We start from the raw sequence: 14,439 nt of genomic DNA on the forward strand, positions 1-14,439 counted from the left end.
TAAGGGGGAAGGGAGCGACTTCGTAATTCAAGCCCCTTCCCCCTTAACATAAAAGCTAGACGCCACCAAACAACACAGGGTCTCGGTGCGTAAAATTTCGAGTTAAATTTGCAAATCTGAGCGTAAAACGATAAGGCGAAGTATCTTGCGATGAATTTAAATGTTGCGACAAAATTTTCGACCGAAGATAGAACATTTAGTTCATCGAGGGAGAAAATTTCTAGCTCATTTAAAGGCGCGCAAGAGACGAGTCGCAAATCAGAATCAATCACTCAAAAATTCTATGATTTTCTTCTCACACTCCCCGACGCTGTCGCTAAATTTACTCTCAAACTGCGATCTATTAAACGTCCGCTGACGCTTGGCCAGCTGCGCCGTATGCGTGCAGATGAGCTCCTCCAGCTCGGCCTCGGTCTTGATCTCGCCTCGCAAAAACTCTCCGCACTCTTTTAGACCGACCGAGTTTAGCGGCTTTGGTCGCTGCGGATACCGCGCAAACAGCCCCCGCGCTTCGTCCAGCAAACCCTGCTCAAACATCGCCCTAGTGCGCTCTTTGATACGACCTCTTAGCTCGTCCCTATCCCAGCTAAGCTCGAAAATCGCCAAATTTGACGCAACGGGAGCTAGGGTATTTTCGCGCAGATACGAGCTTGGAGCCTCGCCGCGCCCGCTAGAGCGCAAAAACGAGTAGATGTCAAACCACTTTTGCAAGCGGTAGGTATCGTTTGCGCTAAATTTGACGGCAAAATCAGGATCGAGGCTTGAAACGAGCTCGTAAATTTGAGCGTTGCTTAGGCCGCTTTCTACGCGCTCAAATTTAGGCGTGAGACCCGACAGCAGCGCCTTTAGATAAAATCCGCTGCCGCCGGTTATAAATAAATTTTTACCGTTTTTTTGCGCAAATTCGCGTGCCGTTTTATAAACCTCAAAAAACATCCCGACGTCAAAATGTTCATCGGGCATCAGCAAATTTACCCCAAAATGCGGCACCGAAGCTAGCTCGTCTGCACTCGGCTTGGCGCTTGCGATATCGATAAATTTATAAACGCAAAGCGAATCAAGACTTAAAATCGCTCCGTTAAATTCGCTTGCAAGCTTTAGCGCGAGCGCCGTTTTTCCGCTAGCGGTGGTGCCGATGATGGCGAGTTCTTTCATAAAAATGCCTTAAAATTCGTGAATCTGCTCAAATTTTATCACAATTTACGCTTTTATAAGATAAAATAAAGCAAAAATTTCAGGAAGATTATGCAAAAATTTATAAATATTTTAAAAGATATTAACGAACTGATCGTTTTTAAGCACTCTATTTTCGCGCTACCTTTTATATTTACCGCGATGATAACGGCGAGCGCGCAGGTAAACGGCACGGCTTGGTTTGGCTGGAAGTTGCTTATTTTGGGCGTTCTTTGCGCGGTTTCGGCGCGAAATTTCGCGATGGCGTTTAACCGCTACAAGGACGAGGACATCGACAAGCTAAACCCGCGCACGGCAAATCGCCCGAGCGTGGACGGACGCATCGGCAAGACGAATCTGCAAATTTTTATCGCAGCAAACGCCGCCATCTTCGTGCTCGTCGCCTATCTCGTAAACGAGCTTGCCTTTTGGCTGAGCTTTCCGATCCTAGCGGTGCTTGGCGGATATTCGCTTTTTAAGCGTTTTAGCGAGTTAGCGCATCTAGTCCTTGGTCTCTCGCTAGGTCTTGCGCCCATCGCCGGAGCCGTAGCAGTCACGGGCGAGATACCGCTTTTTAGCGTGCTACTCTGCCTTGGCGTGATGTTTTGGGTGGCGGGATTTGACCTGCTTTATTCGCTTCAAGATATCGAATTTGACCGCGAGCACGGGCTTTTTAGCATACCTAGCGTTTACGGCGAAAAGGCTACGATGTTTATCTCGGCAATCTTTCACGCCACGGCCGTGATCTTTTGGCTACTTTTTGCGTGGGCGGGAGGGCTTGGCGCGGCGGCATATGCGGGCATTTTGCTTTGCGGTGGCATCCTAGTGGCCGAGCACCGCATCGTTAGGCGAGATTTTAGCAAGATCGACCGTGCGTTTTTCACGTTAAACGGCTATCTTGGCATACTTTTTTTTGTTTTCGTCTGGGCTAGCCTATGAGACTGGTTCCGGCAAATTTAGACGTAGTTTTTGAGGAAATCGGCGAGCGCGAGAGCGAGTTTTTGCGCGAATTTGACAAGCTAAGCGGAAACGAGGACGATCCGCTAGGAGCGTGGATAAAGCGCGCCAAAGCAAAGGGCGACACAAAAGAGAGCGATCAGGTGATACTGACGCTGCTGGTCGAGCTTCACCGTAAATTTGACGAGCTAAACGCCTACATAAAAAACGAGAAATTCGTAAAACTCGAGCTTGCGCAATCTAGCGTGCTAGACGGGATAAATTTTGAAAATTTTAGGATAAAAGAGGCTAAATTTAAAAACGGTGCCGGATACTACGGACGCATTTTTATGCCTATTTTTCCAAAGCGAGACGTGGCGATATTTTTTGAAGCGCTAGATGAGAAAACCGCCAAAATCACGCGTATAAACGAGAGCGACGAGAGCGACTACAACGGCTACGTGACGGCCAGAGAGCGGGCAATGATAAGAGAACTAAAGGAGATGAACGATGAATAACGACTTGATAATATTTGTCATTTTCGGGCTGATTTTGACGGTGCTTTTTGTGCTGGTTTTTATAAAAGATTTAGAGGCTTCGAGGAAATTTTCAAGATACGAAAAGGCGATCGAAAGCCTAATACAAGAGCTTCACGCGGTAAAAAAACAGGTTGCGAATTTTAGCCAAAGCGAGCCTGCCGAATTTGACGTAGTGCAGCTAGAAAGCAACCTCGAACAGCGTTTAAATGAAAAAATCAATCAAAAAATAACTCCGATAATAAACACCCTCCAAGGCATCGAAAGCTCGATAGATAACTTTCAAAGCCAGCAGCAAGATAGGTTATTTACGCTTGAAGAGCGCACCAAAAGTATCAGCAAGATCTCCGCTCCAAACGGCGAGGACGACGAAAAGCGCATCGTGCAGATGTATAGCGAGGGCAAAAGCGTCGAAAGCATCGCAAAAGAGCTATGCGTGGGGCTTGGTAAGGTCGAGCTGACGCTAAAACTGAGAGAGCTGATTTAGTGTTAAAACGCGGGCGCGAAATATAAAAAAATAACATTATTTTCATACGCGAATTTTAAAAAAATTTAAAGCTTAAATTCCTATAATGCCTTTTAACCAAATCAAAAACAAATCTTTTTGATAAAATTAAGGGCGAAAAATGTTAATAGACGGGCACGGACGGACGGTTGATTATCTGCGTATTTCGGTCACGCAAAGATGCAACTTTAGATGCAAATACTGCATGCCTAAAACTCCGTTTAGCTGGGAGCCGAAGGAAAATTTACTAAGCTTTGAGGAGCTGTTTTTATTTGTCAAAGTCTGCCTAGACGAAGGCGTAAAAAAGATCCGTATCACGGGCGGCGAACCGCTACTGCGTAAGGACTTGGACAAATTTATCGCGATGATAAGCGAGCATAGCCCGGACGTCGATCTAGCTATCACGACAAACGGCTTTATGCTCAAACACTACGCAAAAGCCCTCAAAAACGCGGGCTTAAAGCGCATAAATATGTCGCTTGATAGCTTAAAAACCGAAAAGGCTAAATTTCTTGCGCAAAAAAGCGTCCTGCACGAGGTTTTAGCGGGCCTTGACGCTGCGCTTGAAGCCGGACTAAAAGTCAAGCTAAACACCGTCGCGCTAAGAGGCGTAAACGACGACGAGATCGTCTCTTTACTAGAGTTTGCGCGCTCTATGGGTTGTCAGATTCGCTTTATCGAATACATGGAAAATATCCACGCGACGGACGAGCTAAAAGGCATGAAATCGGCTGAAATTTTAGAGGTCATCGCAAAAAAATATCGCTTCGAAGCAGCCGAAAAGATCCCGACGAGCCCGGCCAGCATCTACAGACTAGAGGACGGCTATACCTTCGGCGTCATCGACCCGCACAAACACGACTTTTGCGAGAGCTGTAATCGCATACGCCTCACGGCCGAGGGGCATCTCATCCCGTGCCTATACTTCGAGGATGCGATGAGCATAAAAGACGCCGTAAGAAAGGGCGATATCGCGGGCGCTAGCGAAATTTTACGCCAGGTTTTACAAAATAAACCCAAAGAAAACAAATGGGCGATCGGTTCTCAAAACGAGACCTCAAGCCGCGCCTTTTACCAAACGGGCGGCTGAAATCAGGACTAAATTTACGTCAAATTTGACGTAGATTTAGCCTGCTTTACTAAATTTAACCTCACTTTATTTTTACGTTTTTATCCGTAAATTTACCGCCGTTTTTTTAGCAAAACCCGCTCAAATTTGACGCAAAATCCGCTTAACTCCATAAAACTACCCTTCAAATTTTGCTATAATCGACCAAAATTTAAAAGGCGAAATTTGAGTTTAAACCTAGTCGAGAGTTTTTTAAGCATCCAAGGCGAAGGCGCAAGCAGCGGCCGTTTGGCGATTTTCTTGCGGTTTGCGGGCTGCAATCTAAACTGCGCAGGCTTTGGAGTGCGCGCCGTCTCGCCCAAAACCGATGAAACGCTAGTTGGCTGCGACACGATCCGTGCGGTTTTTACGGGGCATTTTTCGTATCAAAAAATCTCGAGCGCGGACGAACTCATAAAAATAACGCAAAATTTGAGCGCAAATTTACGCCAAAAGCCTATCATCGTCATCACGGGCGGCGAGCCGCTACTACATCATAAAAATCAAATTTTGCTAGATTTTTTAAATTTTGCGACTAGCAAGGGCTACGAGGCGCATTTTGAAACGAACGGCACGATCGAGGTGGATTTCGCTAGATTTGAGATTTATAAAAAATGCCGCTTTGCCGTTAGCGTCAAGCTTGAAAATAGCGGCGAAAGCGAGGCTAGACGTATCAACGCTAGCGCTCTAAAAGCGATAAAACAAAACGCCGCGGGCAGTTTTTATAAATTCGTCCTTGATAAAAAAAGCGCGGAGGACGGCTCGGCGATAGCGCAAATTTCGCGCATTTTAGGCATTTGCGACGCGGAAGTCTTTTGTATGCCGCAAGGTTATGATAAAATAAGCCTTGAGCAAAACGCCCTATCCGTCGCGCAGTTTGCGATTAAGCACGGTTTTAACTACTCCGATCGCCTACACATCAGGCTTTGGGGCGCAAAAGAAGGGGTTTAAAGCGCAAATTTAGGCGGCGTTACCCGTATCTTTACGGCGCGAAACAAAAATTTAATAAACGGAGCTAAGATGATAATAAGAAAAATGTTTAAATTTGAAAACGCCCATATCGTTAGATTTTGTAGCTCGAAACGCTGCAAAACCAGTATCCACGGGCACTCTTACAGGGCTGAAATTTTACTGGAGTCAAATTTTCTCGATAATGCGGGGATGGTGTATGATTTTGGTCTAATGAAGCGCGAAATCGGCTGCATCATCGATAGCTTTGATCACTGCACGACGATATTTAGCGGCGACGAAGCCGAGTACAAAAACGACCTTAAAAAGCACTCCGCGCGCTGGGTAGAGATCCCGCTAAACCCCTCCGCAGAGCAGTTTTGCAGGATATTTTTCGTGATGATAGATAGGCTTTTAAAAGCCACTCAGATGCAAAACGGCGAGCGCGAAGTGAAGCTTCACAGCGTCATCGTCCACGAGACCGATACAGGCTATGCGCAGTGCTTCAGAGAGGATGCATATAACGCCAAAATGGGCGAGGTAAATTTAAACGAGGTCGTCTTTTCCGAGGGCGTGAGAGCCGAGTGGGAGGACGCCGAGCTGTTTGAGAAGATCAAACTGAGTAAAAAAATAGTAAATCCAAAGGAGGTCTAGCGCAAATGAGGAAAATTTTTGCGATTTTGACGCTGACGGCTCTAATCTTTAGCGGCTGCGAGGACGAGAAAAGCTCGCCTGAACTAGATCTAAACGAAACCGTCCCCAGCGACGTACCCATCGCGCAAAGCGACGCAAACGTGAGTATCGACGAAAATATGCCGCCGGAACCGGTGCCTGAAAAATGAAATTCAACGAACATCTATCAGAGCTCTACGAGCTAGCGCGCTCTATACATGTCGGGCTTGCCTTTACGCTTTTGGCGCTTGTCGCGGCGCACTTTTGCCTGATAAATTTCGGCGTAAATTCGCCCGCCTACGCTAAGCGCATCAGGCTATTTTTGCCCACATACTACTCGTTTTTGGCCGCGATGATGCTTACGGGGCTGCTTTTGATGAGCGTTTTTTACTTTTATCTGAGCCTCAAGGCTCTTGTTATGATCGCGGTTTGGATACTGCTTATCGGGCTTGGGGCGATAGAGTTTAAGCGGCTAAAAAAGGCGATGAAAACTAAAAATTTCGCTGACTTTAGAGCCAAAATGCGCCTAAAAATCGCGGCTGATTTTGTTTTGATACTAATTGCAAGCGGGGTGAGATGAAATTTTTATATTCAAAAGATGCCAAAAACGAGCAAATAAGGCTTGATGGCGAGGCGTTTTTGCACCTGAAGGCGCGGCGCGCAAAGGCAGGCGAGCGCATTGACGTGCGAAATTTGACCGACGGGCAAAACCACATCTATGAAATCGTAAATTTAGACAAAAGGAGCGCGGAGCTAAATTTGATATTTTCGCACGACGTGGAAGCGCGAAATAGCGATCTAACGCTAGCTTGGGCCGTCGTCGATCCAAAAACTATCGAAAAAACGTTGCCCGGCCTAAATGAAATGGGCGTAGCTAAAGTCGTATTTTTTTACGGCGAATTTTCTCAAAAAAACTTTAAGCTCGATTTTTCGCGCCTAGAGCGCATTCTGATAAACTCATGCGAGCAGTGCGGACGAAACGATTTGATGAAATTTGAAATTTACAAAAGCTTAGACGAATTAGTCAAATTTTACCCAAACGTCGCTCTTATCGACTTTGAAGGCAAAAACCTAGACGGCTACGCGGGCAAGGAAATTTTAGCGATCGGCCCCGAGGGGGGATTTAGCGGGAGCGAGCGAGAGGCGGTTGCAAAAAAATACGGACTAAGAGCAAAAAATATTTTGCGCTCGCAAACGGCGATTTTAGGCATAGCGGCTAAAATTTTGATTTAAATTTGATTTTTTACGAAGTTTTTTGTATAATCTCGCCTTACTTTAAATGAAAATTAAAAAATCAGACGATAAAAGGATAAAATGATGAAAAAAGAAATTCATCCGGAATTTGTTGAGTGCAAAGTAACTTGCGCTTGCGGCAACACCTTCACTACGAAGTCAAACAAAAGCGAGATCAGAGTAGATATCTGCTCAGAGTGCCATCCGTTTTTTACGGGCAGCGAAAAGATCGTAGATAGCGCGGGCCGCGTCGATAAATTTAAGAAAAAATATAACTTAAAATAATCCTTTGCTATATTTCGTTCCTACTCCGATAGGAAATTTAAACGATATCTCGCTTCGCGCTTTGAGCGTTTTGCGCGAATGCGAGATACTCTTTTGCGAAGATACCAGAGTCGCAAAATCTCTCATAAACCTGCTAAATACGCGTTTTGATGCAAATATAAACATCCAAAATTTTATTCCGCTACACACGCATAACGAAGATGAAATTTTATCCAAAATAAAGCTTGAGATTTTTGATAAAAACGTCGCGTTTTTAAGCGATGCGGGAATGCCGGGCATCAGCGATCCGGGAGCCGCGCTCGTAAATTTCGCGATAAAAAACGATATCGCATACGAAGTGCTAAGCGGATCAAACGCCGCGCTCTTAGCCGTCGTCGCAAGCGGTCTTTGCGAAAAAGAATTTTGTTTTTTAGGATTTTTGCCAAATAACGGCAAAGAGCGAGCCGCAGCGGTGCAAAATGCGCTAAATTCGCCGTTTCCCGCAGTCATCTACGAAAGCCCAAAACGCATACTTTCGCTTATTTTAGATTTTGCCAAACTTGAGCCGGATAGAGAAATTTTTGCCATAAAAGAGGCGACGAAGAAATTTGAAACAAAATTTAGGGCCGCGGCAAGCAATCTGGCAAAAAAGCTACAAAAGGCGAATTTAAGCGGCGAGTGGTGCGTCGTAGTGCAAAAAAATTCAAATTTTACCTCAGAAAAAATCACTCAAAACGATATTTTAGAACTTGAAATTTCGCCTAAGGCCAAGTCCAAACTCCTAGCAAAAATTACGGGCAAAAGCGCTAAAGAAATTTACTCAGAACTGGCTCGCTAAAATCGCATACGGACTTAGCAAAGGGCGAAATTATCTAAAAATTTAGCTAAATTTTACCGATTTTTAGCTATTATCAGGCGATGATAATATACGGTAAACAGCTATTTTTGCACATCATAAAAAACTATAAAAAAAACGTCAAAACGGTCTATCTCGCCAAAGAGTGCAATAAGGCGCTATTTTCGCAGATCGTAAGCGTCGGTGCGCCTATAAAACGCGTGGATAACCAAAAGGCTCAAGCTCTCGCACACGGCGGCAATCACCAAGGTTTTTTAGCCGAGGTCGAAGAGTTTGAGTTCAAGAGTATCGACGAGATAAAAAAAGAAAATTTTATAGCGGTTTTATACGGACTTAGCGATGTCGGAAACATCGGCGCTATAGTCAGAACGGCGCATGCACTCGGCTGTGGAGGCATCGTCGTCGTCGCTAAAAATTTGGCGATGGAAGGCGTCCTGCGAGCTAGTAGCGCAGCGGCCTACGAGGCAAATATCGCTCTCGTAGAAGACGGCCTTAGCTTGCTAAACGAACTAAAACAAGTCGAATTTAAAATTTATGCCACGGCAAGCGGCGGCAAAAACGCCCACGAGGTCAAATTTAGCCAAAAAGTAGCTCTCGTGATGGGTAGCGAGGGCGAAGGTTTGCACAAAAAAGTCCTCGCCAAAAGCGACGAAATAATAGGAGTAAAAATGAAAAACGATTGGGACAGCCTAAACGTCTCGGCTGCGTTTGCCATACTTTGCGATAGGATTATAAATGAATGACATAAGTTTATTAAAAGAACTGGGGCTTAGCGAAGTCGCTAGAAGAACGCACATCGAAGCCGAATATCTAGGCTACATCGCCGATAAAAATTTTGAGAAATTAGCGCGTTTTAACGTTAAAGGCTTCGTTAAAATTCTAGAGCGCGAGCTAGATATAGACTTTACGCAATGGATGAGCGAGTATGATGCTTTTATGACCGAGCACGAGGGCGAGCTAAAGCATAAAACCATAACCATATCGCCTAAAATACCGGCCTATACCGCAAGCGAAAAATCCTCCTACGGCGGTATGCTAGGCGGTATCGTTACCATTTGCGCGATCGGCGCTTTAGTGTATTTTTTCGAGCCTCAAAAATATATCGGCGATCTCTCAAGCCTCTTTGAAGATAAAAATAAAAGCGTGACTTACTCCGATGCGACGACCGTACGGCAAGCCGCCAAAAACCTAGACGCCATTAAAGACGCAAATATTACGGTCAGCGTATTATCATCTCCAAAGGCGCAAGACGAGCTTAGCAATAACGAAGAAAACGCCTCAAATCTAGCGATACCTAACGCCGCCCAACCTCTACCCGAGATAAACGTAACCGTCGCGACGGTCGCGCAACCAAAGCCTATAGAGCAAAATACAGGTTCAAATTTGCAACCTACCGAGATGTCAAATAAAACCGAGCAAAATATAACCGCTACCGTTTTATCTACGCCTAAAACCGGCGATATATACGAACTAAACGGACTTAGCGAGATAAAAGTCGTTCCTCGTAAAAAAGTATGGCTTGGGGTGATAAACCTAGACGATAATAAAAAACGCTCGCTAAACGCTTCAAATCCGGTCACTATCGAGATAGGTAAAAAGCAGCTCGTCGTTACCGGTCACGGCGAGGTAAATTTAGAAATCGGCGAGCAAAATATCAAATTTAGCGGCGATAATCCAAAGCGCTTTTTAGTCGAGAAAGATAAAGTAACTCCGCTATCATTTGATGAATTCGTAGCGCTTAACAAAGGCAAATCGTGGTAAAAAAGCTCCAACTTTTAGCCCTTAGCACTGTCTTTTGTTTTGCGGGCAGCGTGGCGGATATAGCAGGCGGATTGCTCGGTCAAAATAGCACAAAAGCGACCCAGCTCTTTGGCGACGGCTCGGCATATCTAAACGCAAACGGCAAACCCGACATCGCCAAAATTTCAAACGTCCTAAAATCAAATTCGCTCCTGCGCCTATCCTACAAGCAAAACGTAAAAGTAAATATCAAATTTATCTCGCGTCAAAATAACCCTTTACTTCTCATGAAAATCGCCAGAGACGCCCTAAACGGACTAGGCTATAACGATATCTTAACTAGCGAATTTTCTAATGCCGGCGGTGCTACTTGGGGAGTGACCGTAGATACTAAATTTATCCCCAATCCAGGCTCGCTCTACTCTGCCTTTAAAGAAAGCGGCACCGAAATAACAGATATAAACAGAGTCGGCGAGCTATCCTACGAATACGTCATCGACGCGTCAAATTCATCGATCAATCAAACCCCGGTACCGTTTTCGCAGCAGGTTCAGCTCTCAAAGCCGCTTGAGCCCTATCTCATCGACGTTAGCGGCGCAAAAGTCGCCGCCATAGGCGCAGACGGGGAGGATCGCTGGTCGGCGATCGTGAGAATTTTGGATAAAAATTTAAATTTGCTCGAGGAAAAACGAAGCGACAAAGCTATAAATAGCCTAAAGGTTTCCTTTCCGCAAAATGCAAAATATCTAATGATCGACGACGCGGTCAGCCTAGAAAATATCAAACGAGGACTCAAAATCTACCTAGAATAAGGAAAAATTTATGTTTGACGAGATTAGATTTAATACGATTGAAAGACTTCCAAACTACGTATTTGCCGAGGTAAACGCCATAAAAATGGCCGCGCGCCGAGCGGGCGAGGATATCATCGACTTTTCAATGGGAAACCCCGAAGGTCGCACGCCTCAGCACATCGTCGATAAGCTCTGCGAAAGCGCGCAAAAAGACAAAACCCACGGCTACTCGGCAAGCGCGGGTATCTACAAACTGCGCCTAGCCATCTGCAACTGGTACAAGCGCAAATACGGCGTAAATTTAGATCCCGATACCGAGGCTGTCGCCGTTATGGGTAGCAAAGAGGGCTTCGTACATCTAGCCCAAGCGATAGTAAATCCGGGCGACGTAGCCGTTGTACCCGATCCTGCATACCCGATCCACACGCAGGCGTTTTTATTTGCCGGCGGTAGCGTGGCGAAAATGCCGCTAAAATACAACGATAAATTCGAGCTTGACGAAAATAAATTTTTTGAAGATCTACTTCACACGATCCGCTCAAGCTCGCCAAGGCCTAAATACGTCGTCGTAAATTTCCCGCATAATCCAACTACCGTAACCGTACAAAAGAGCTTCTACGAGCGGCTAGTGGCGATGAGTAAACAAGAGCGCTTCTACGTGATCTCGGACATCGCCTACGCAGACCTTACTTTTGACGGCTACAAGACGCCTAGTATATTTGAAGTAGAAGGCGCAAAAGACGTCGCAGTCGAGTGCTATACGCTATCAAAAAGCTACAATATGGCGGGCTGGCGCGTCGGATTTTTATGCGGAAACAAACGCCTTTGTGCCGCTCTAAAAAAGATAAAATCATGGGTCGATTACGGCATGTTTACCCCGATCCAAGTCTCCGCCACCGTCGCACTAGACGGCGATCAAAGCTGCGTCGAGGACATCCGTCAAATTTACGAAAAACGCCGCGACGTGATGCTAGAAGCCTTTGCAAGCGCCGGCTGGGAAATGCATAAGCCAAGCGCTAGTATGTTTATCTGGGCGAAAATCCCACCGCAAGTAGGAAACATCGGCAGCCTTGAGTTTTCTAAACAGCTGCTTACTAAAGCTAGCGTCGCGGTGAGCCCGGGCATCGGCTTTGGCGAGGGCGGCAACGACTATGTGCGCCTTGCTCTCATCGAAAACGAAAATCGCATCCGCCAAGCGGCGAGAAACGTCAAAAAATATCTGAAAGAATTTGCATGAATATAGCCATTTTAGGCGTCGGCACGGTCGGAGAGGCCGTAGCTAAAATTTTACTCCAAAACAAAAAACTAATCGCGGCAAGATGCGGCGAAGAGATAGTTCCGGTTATCGGCGTCGTTAGAAATTTAAGCAAAAAAAGAGACGTCGCCATCCCGCTCACGGACGATATAGATAGCGTCCTGGGGCGCGAGGATATCGACGTTTTCGTCGAGCTTATGGGCGGCGTAGAGGAGCCCTTTAGGATCGTTAGCAAAATTTTAGAGCGTAAAAAAGCCGTCGTAACGGCAAACAAAGCGCTACTAGCCTATCACCGCTACGCCTTGCAAAATTTGGCGCAAAATACGCCTTTTGGTTTTGAAGCCAGCGTCGCGGGCGGCATACCTATCATCAGGGCCCTTCGCGAGGGCCTTAGCGCCAATCACATCCTAAGCATCAACGGGATTTTAAACGGCACGAGCAACTATATCTTAACCTCGATGATGAGCAAGGGGTCAAATTTCGCGGACGCGCTAAAAAAAGCCCAGGAGCTAGGCTACGCCGAGGCCGATCCGACCTTTGACGTCGGAGGCTTTGACGCGGCGCACAAGCTACTGATCCTAGCCAGCATCGCATACGGCGTGCACGGCAACCCCGAAGACATCCTGATAGAAGGCATCGAAGGCATCACGCCCGAGGATATATTTTTCGCCAACGATTTCGAGTACGTTATCAAGCTACTAGCCATCGCCAAAAAAACCGGCGACAAGGTGGAGCTACGCGTACATCCCGCACTCGTACCAAAAGATAAAATGATAGCTAAAACAGACGGCGTGACAAATGCCGTGAGCGTAGTGGGCGACGCAGTCGGCGAGACGATGTTTTACGGTCCGGGCGCGGGCGGGACAGCTACGGCAAGCTCGGTTATCAGCGACCTCATCGACATCGCCAGAGACGGCAAATCCCCGATGTTAGGCTACAAAGCGCCGTTTGAGATAAATGCGCTGGGGCTCCTAGATCCGAGCGAAATTCGCACGAAGTATTATTTTAGACTTAGAGTCGAGGACAAAGTCGGCGTACTGGCTAAAATCACGAATTTAATGAGCGAAAACAACCTCTCTATCGATAGTTTGCTGCAAAAACCGAAGGACGAAAGTCCGTATGCGACGCTATTTTTCACGACGCACACGAGCGTAGAAAAGGACGTGAGGCGCACTATGGAAATTTTACAAGAGCAAGATTTTGTAAAAGAAAAGCCTTTTATGATGAGGATAGAAGAGTAAAATTTGGGGCTTAGGGCGTATCTTTTCGGCAAGAGTTCAGAATATCTGGCTTGCGAGTTTTTGCTAAAAAACGGCTGCGAGATACTCGCTAGAAATTTTAGCTCCAAATTTGGCGAAATCGACGTCATCGCTAAAAAAGACGGCGTTTTGCGCTTCGTTGAAATCAAAGCTACGCAGGGCGACTACGAGGCGGAGTACCGTCTCACGCCCGCTAAATTTAATAAAATTTTAAAAACTATAGACTTTTATCTGCTACAAAACGGTGCAAATGCCGATTTTCAGGTCGATTTGATCGCGATAAAAAAGGGCGAGATAAAGTGGATAGAAAATATTAGTTTGTAAAAATTCTTATTTAGCTAAAATTTAAATACTTTCGTGTATAATTACGACTATCTTTAAAAAGGAGAATAAAATGGGAAAATACGTAGAACTAACGACTGCGAATTTCGACGTCGCTAAAGATGGCGTCGCGCTAGTAGATTTTTGGGCGCCTTGGTGCGGACCTTGCCGTATGCTTGCTCCGGTCATCGACGAGCTAGCCGAGGAGTTTGATGGTAGAGCTAAAATTTGCAAAGTAAACACCGACGAGGTGCAAGACCTAGCCGTGGAATTCGGCATCCGCTCGATCCCTACGCTTCTATTTTTCAAAAACGGCGAAGTAGTAGAGCAAATGGTCGGCGCGCAATCAAAACAAGCCATCGCCGATAAGATAAATTCGCTTCTTTAATGGTTTTTAGACGAGGAGGAAGCCTGCTTCCTCTCACCTCCGTTTTTGCGTCCTTTATCGGTGCAGCGCTGGTAGCAGGCGTATTTGCTTACAATAATTACAGATTTTCGCAGTATAAATTCGTAAATTTTAACGAGCTGGTTTTTTACGAGCAGGCTCAAATTTTTGCGCCCCAAGACGACAAATTTTTACTCGTGGTTTTTAGCTCCAACCAATCAAACTGGAGAGAAATTTTAAAAACTTCGACTAAGGATTTAAAAATCGTCGCCGTGGACTTGCTCCAAAAACGCGCGCCAAGCGAGGGAAATATAAATTTCGTCGCTTCGGATATAAATACGATTTTAAAGCTGATGCATGTCCTAAATATCACGGCTTTGCCCGCTAGCGTCGAGCTAAAGGCGCAAAAGGGCGGCATTTATAAACAAGATTCGAAAATAAATAAAATTTAAAG

At 45.8% G+C, this 14,439-nt stretch carries 20 protein-coding genes; 19 read left to right on the plus strand and 1 reads right to left on the minus strand.

Features of this window, described 5'->3' with window-relative positions; all coding sequences use genetic code 11:
- Positions 1 to 264 precede the first annotated feature (264 nt).
- Positions 265 to 1,155, minus strand: a complete 891-nt coding sequence (gene miaA, locus Q0218_RS00005) for a tRNA (adenosine(37)-N6)-dimethylallyltransferase MiaA (protein WP_297965112.1) — start codon at positions 1,153 to 1,155, stop codon at positions 265 to 267.
- Between the two features lie 90 nt (positions 1,156 to 1,245).
- On the opposite strand from miaA, the gene mqnP reads away from it, so the two are divergent.
- The 19 genes from mqnP to Q0218_RS00100 all read left to right on the plus strand — a co-directional run bounded on the left by mqnP (position 1,246) and on the right by Q0218_RS00100 (position 14,437).
- The gene (gene mqnP / locus Q0218_RS00010) at positions 1,246 to 2,112 is read left to right on the plus strand and encodes a menaquinone biosynthesis prenyltransferase MqnP (protein ID WP_297965114.1); all 867 of its coding nucleotides are present in this window, start codon (positions 1,246 to 1,248) and stop codon (positions 2,110 to 2,112) included.
- Positions 2,109 to 2,627 (plus strand): hypothetical protein, encoded by a 519-nt coding sequence (locus Q0218_RS00015; RefSeq protein ID WP_297965116.1) that lies wholly within the window; start codon positions 2,109 to 2,111, stop codon positions 2,625 to 2,627. Before mqnP ends, Q0218_RS00015 begins: the two co-directional genes overlap by 4 nt.
- Positions 2,620 to 3,132 carry a hypothetical protein gene (locus tag Q0218_RS00020; protein ID WP_297965118.1) on the plus strand — a complete coding sequence of 171 codons (513 nt, stop codon included), beginning with the start codon at positions 2,620 to 2,622 and terminating at the stop codon, positions 3,130 to 3,132. Before Q0218_RS00015 ends, Q0218_RS00020 begins: the two co-directional genes overlap by 8 nt.
- A gap of 139 nt (positions 3,133 to 3,271) precedes the next feature.
- Complete coding sequence (moaA, locus tag Q0218_RS00025; protein ID WP_122863460.1) at positions 3,272 to 4,240, plus strand: GTP 3',8-cyclase MoaA; 969 nt, start codon at positions 3,272 to 3,274, stop codon at positions 4,238 to 4,240.
- 204 nt (positions 4,241 to 4,444) lie between these two features.
- Positions 4,445 to 5,209 carry a 7-carboxy-7-deazaguanine synthase QueE gene (locus tag Q0218_RS00030; RefSeq protein ID WP_297965121.1) on the plus strand — a complete coding sequence of 255 codons (765 nt, stop codon included), beginning with the start codon at positions 4,445 to 4,447 and terminating at the stop codon, positions 5,207 to 5,209.
- A gap of 69 nt (positions 5,210 to 5,278) precedes the next feature.
- Positions 5,279 to 5,860, plus strand: a complete 582-nt coding sequence (locus Q0218_RS00035) for a 6-carboxytetrahydropterin synthase (RefSeq protein ID WP_297965123.1) — start codon at positions 5,279 to 5,281, stop codon at positions 5,858 to 5,860.
- A gap of 5 nt (positions 5,861 to 5,865) precedes the next feature.
- Positions 5,866 to 6,048, plus strand: coding sequence for a hypothetical protein (locus Q0218_RS00040; protein WP_297965125.1), 183 nt, complete (start codon positions 5,866 to 5,868; stop codon positions 6,046 to 6,048).
- The gene (locus tag Q0218_RS00045; protein ID WP_297965127.1) at positions 6,045 to 6,458 is read left to right on the plus strand and encodes a hypothetical protein; all 414 of its coding nucleotides are present in this window, start codon (positions 6,045 to 6,047) and stop codon (positions 6,456 to 6,458) included. The genes Q0218_RS00040 and Q0218_RS00045 overlap by 4 nt, the downstream gene beginning before the upstream one ends.
- Positions 6,455 to 7,111: a 16S rRNA (uracil(1498)-N(3))-methyltransferase gene (locus Q0218_RS00050; protein WP_297965128.1), complete on the plus strand. Its 657-nt coding sequence runs from the start codon at positions 6,455 to 6,457 to the stop codon at positions 7,109 to 7,111. Before Q0218_RS00045 ends, Q0218_RS00050 begins: the two co-directional genes overlap by 4 nt.
- Before the next feature lie 84 nt (positions 7,112 to 7,195).
- The gene (rpmE, locus tag Q0218_RS00055) at positions 7,196 to 7,396 is read left to right on the plus strand and encodes a 50S ribosomal protein L31 (RefSeq protein WP_009495090.1); all 201 of its coding nucleotides are present in this window, start codon (positions 7,196 to 7,198) and stop codon (positions 7,394 to 7,396) included.
- A gap of 4 nt (positions 7,397 to 7,400) precedes the next feature.
- Positions 7,401 to 8,213, plus strand: a complete 813-nt coding sequence (gene rsmI, locus Q0218_RS00060; RefSeq protein ID WP_297965130.1) for a 16S rRNA (cytidine(1402)-2'-O)-methyltransferase — start codon at positions 7,401 to 7,403, stop codon at positions 8,211 to 8,213.
- A gap of 80 nt (positions 8,214 to 8,293) precedes the next feature.
- Positions 8,294 to 8,974: a 23S rRNA (guanosine(2251)-2'-O)-methyltransferase RlmB gene (rlmB, locus tag Q0218_RS00065; protein ID WP_297965132.1), complete on the plus strand. Its 681-nt coding sequence runs from the start codon at positions 8,294 to 8,296 to the stop codon at positions 8,972 to 8,974.
- A complete protein-coding gene (locus tag Q0218_RS00070) occupies positions 8,967 to 9,992 on the plus strand; it encodes a phosphatidylglycerophosphate synthase (RefSeq protein WP_297965134.1) in 1,026 nt (341 codons plus the stop codon). The genes rlmB and Q0218_RS00070 overlap by 8 nt, the downstream gene beginning before the upstream one ends.
- Positions 9,986 to 10,783: a hypothetical protein gene (locus Q0218_RS00075; RefSeq protein WP_297965136.1), complete on the plus strand. Its 798-nt coding sequence runs from the start codon at positions 9,986 to 9,988 to the stop codon at positions 10,781 to 10,783. Before Q0218_RS00070 ends, Q0218_RS00075 begins: the two co-directional genes overlap by 7 nt.
- 10 nt (positions 10,784 to 10,793) lie before the next feature.
- On the plus strand, positions 10,794 to 12,002 hold the full coding sequence (locus tag Q0218_RS00080; RefSeq protein ID WP_297965138.1) for an LL-diaminopimelate aminotransferase: 1,209 nt from the start codon (positions 10,794 to 10,796) through the stop codon (positions 12,000 to 12,002).
- Positions 11,999 to 13,261, plus strand: coding sequence for a homoserine dehydrogenase (locus Q0218_RS00085; RefSeq protein WP_297965140.1), 1,263 nt, complete (start codon positions 11,999 to 12,001; stop codon positions 13,259 to 13,261). The genes Q0218_RS00080 and Q0218_RS00085 overlap by 4 nt, the downstream gene beginning before the upstream one ends.
- Positions 13,262 to 13,264: 3 nt before the next feature.
- The gene (locus tag Q0218_RS00090) at positions 13,265 to 13,603 is read left to right on the plus strand and encodes a YraN family protein (protein WP_297965142.1); all 339 of its coding nucleotides are present in this window, start codon (positions 13,265 to 13,267) and stop codon (positions 13,601 to 13,603) included.
- Between the two features lie 70 nt (positions 13,604 to 13,673).
- Positions 13,674 to 13,988, plus strand: coding sequence for a thioredoxin (gene trxA / locus Q0218_RS00095; protein ID WP_297965144.1), 315 nt, complete (start codon positions 13,674 to 13,676; stop codon positions 13,986 to 13,988).
- Positions 13,988 to 14,437 (plus strand): hypothetical protein, encoded by a 450-nt coding sequence (locus Q0218_RS00100; protein WP_297965146.1) that lies wholly within the window; start codon positions 13,988 to 13,990, stop codon positions 14,435 to 14,437. Before trxA ends, Q0218_RS00100 begins: the two co-directional genes overlap by 1 nt.
- The last annotated feature ends 2 nt before the right edge of the window (positions 14,438 to 14,439 follow it).

The organism is uncultured Campylobacter sp. (assembly GCF_938039245.1).
Classification (GTDB): Bacteria; Campylobacterota; Campylobacteria; order Campylobacterales; family Campylobacteraceae; genus Campylobacter_A.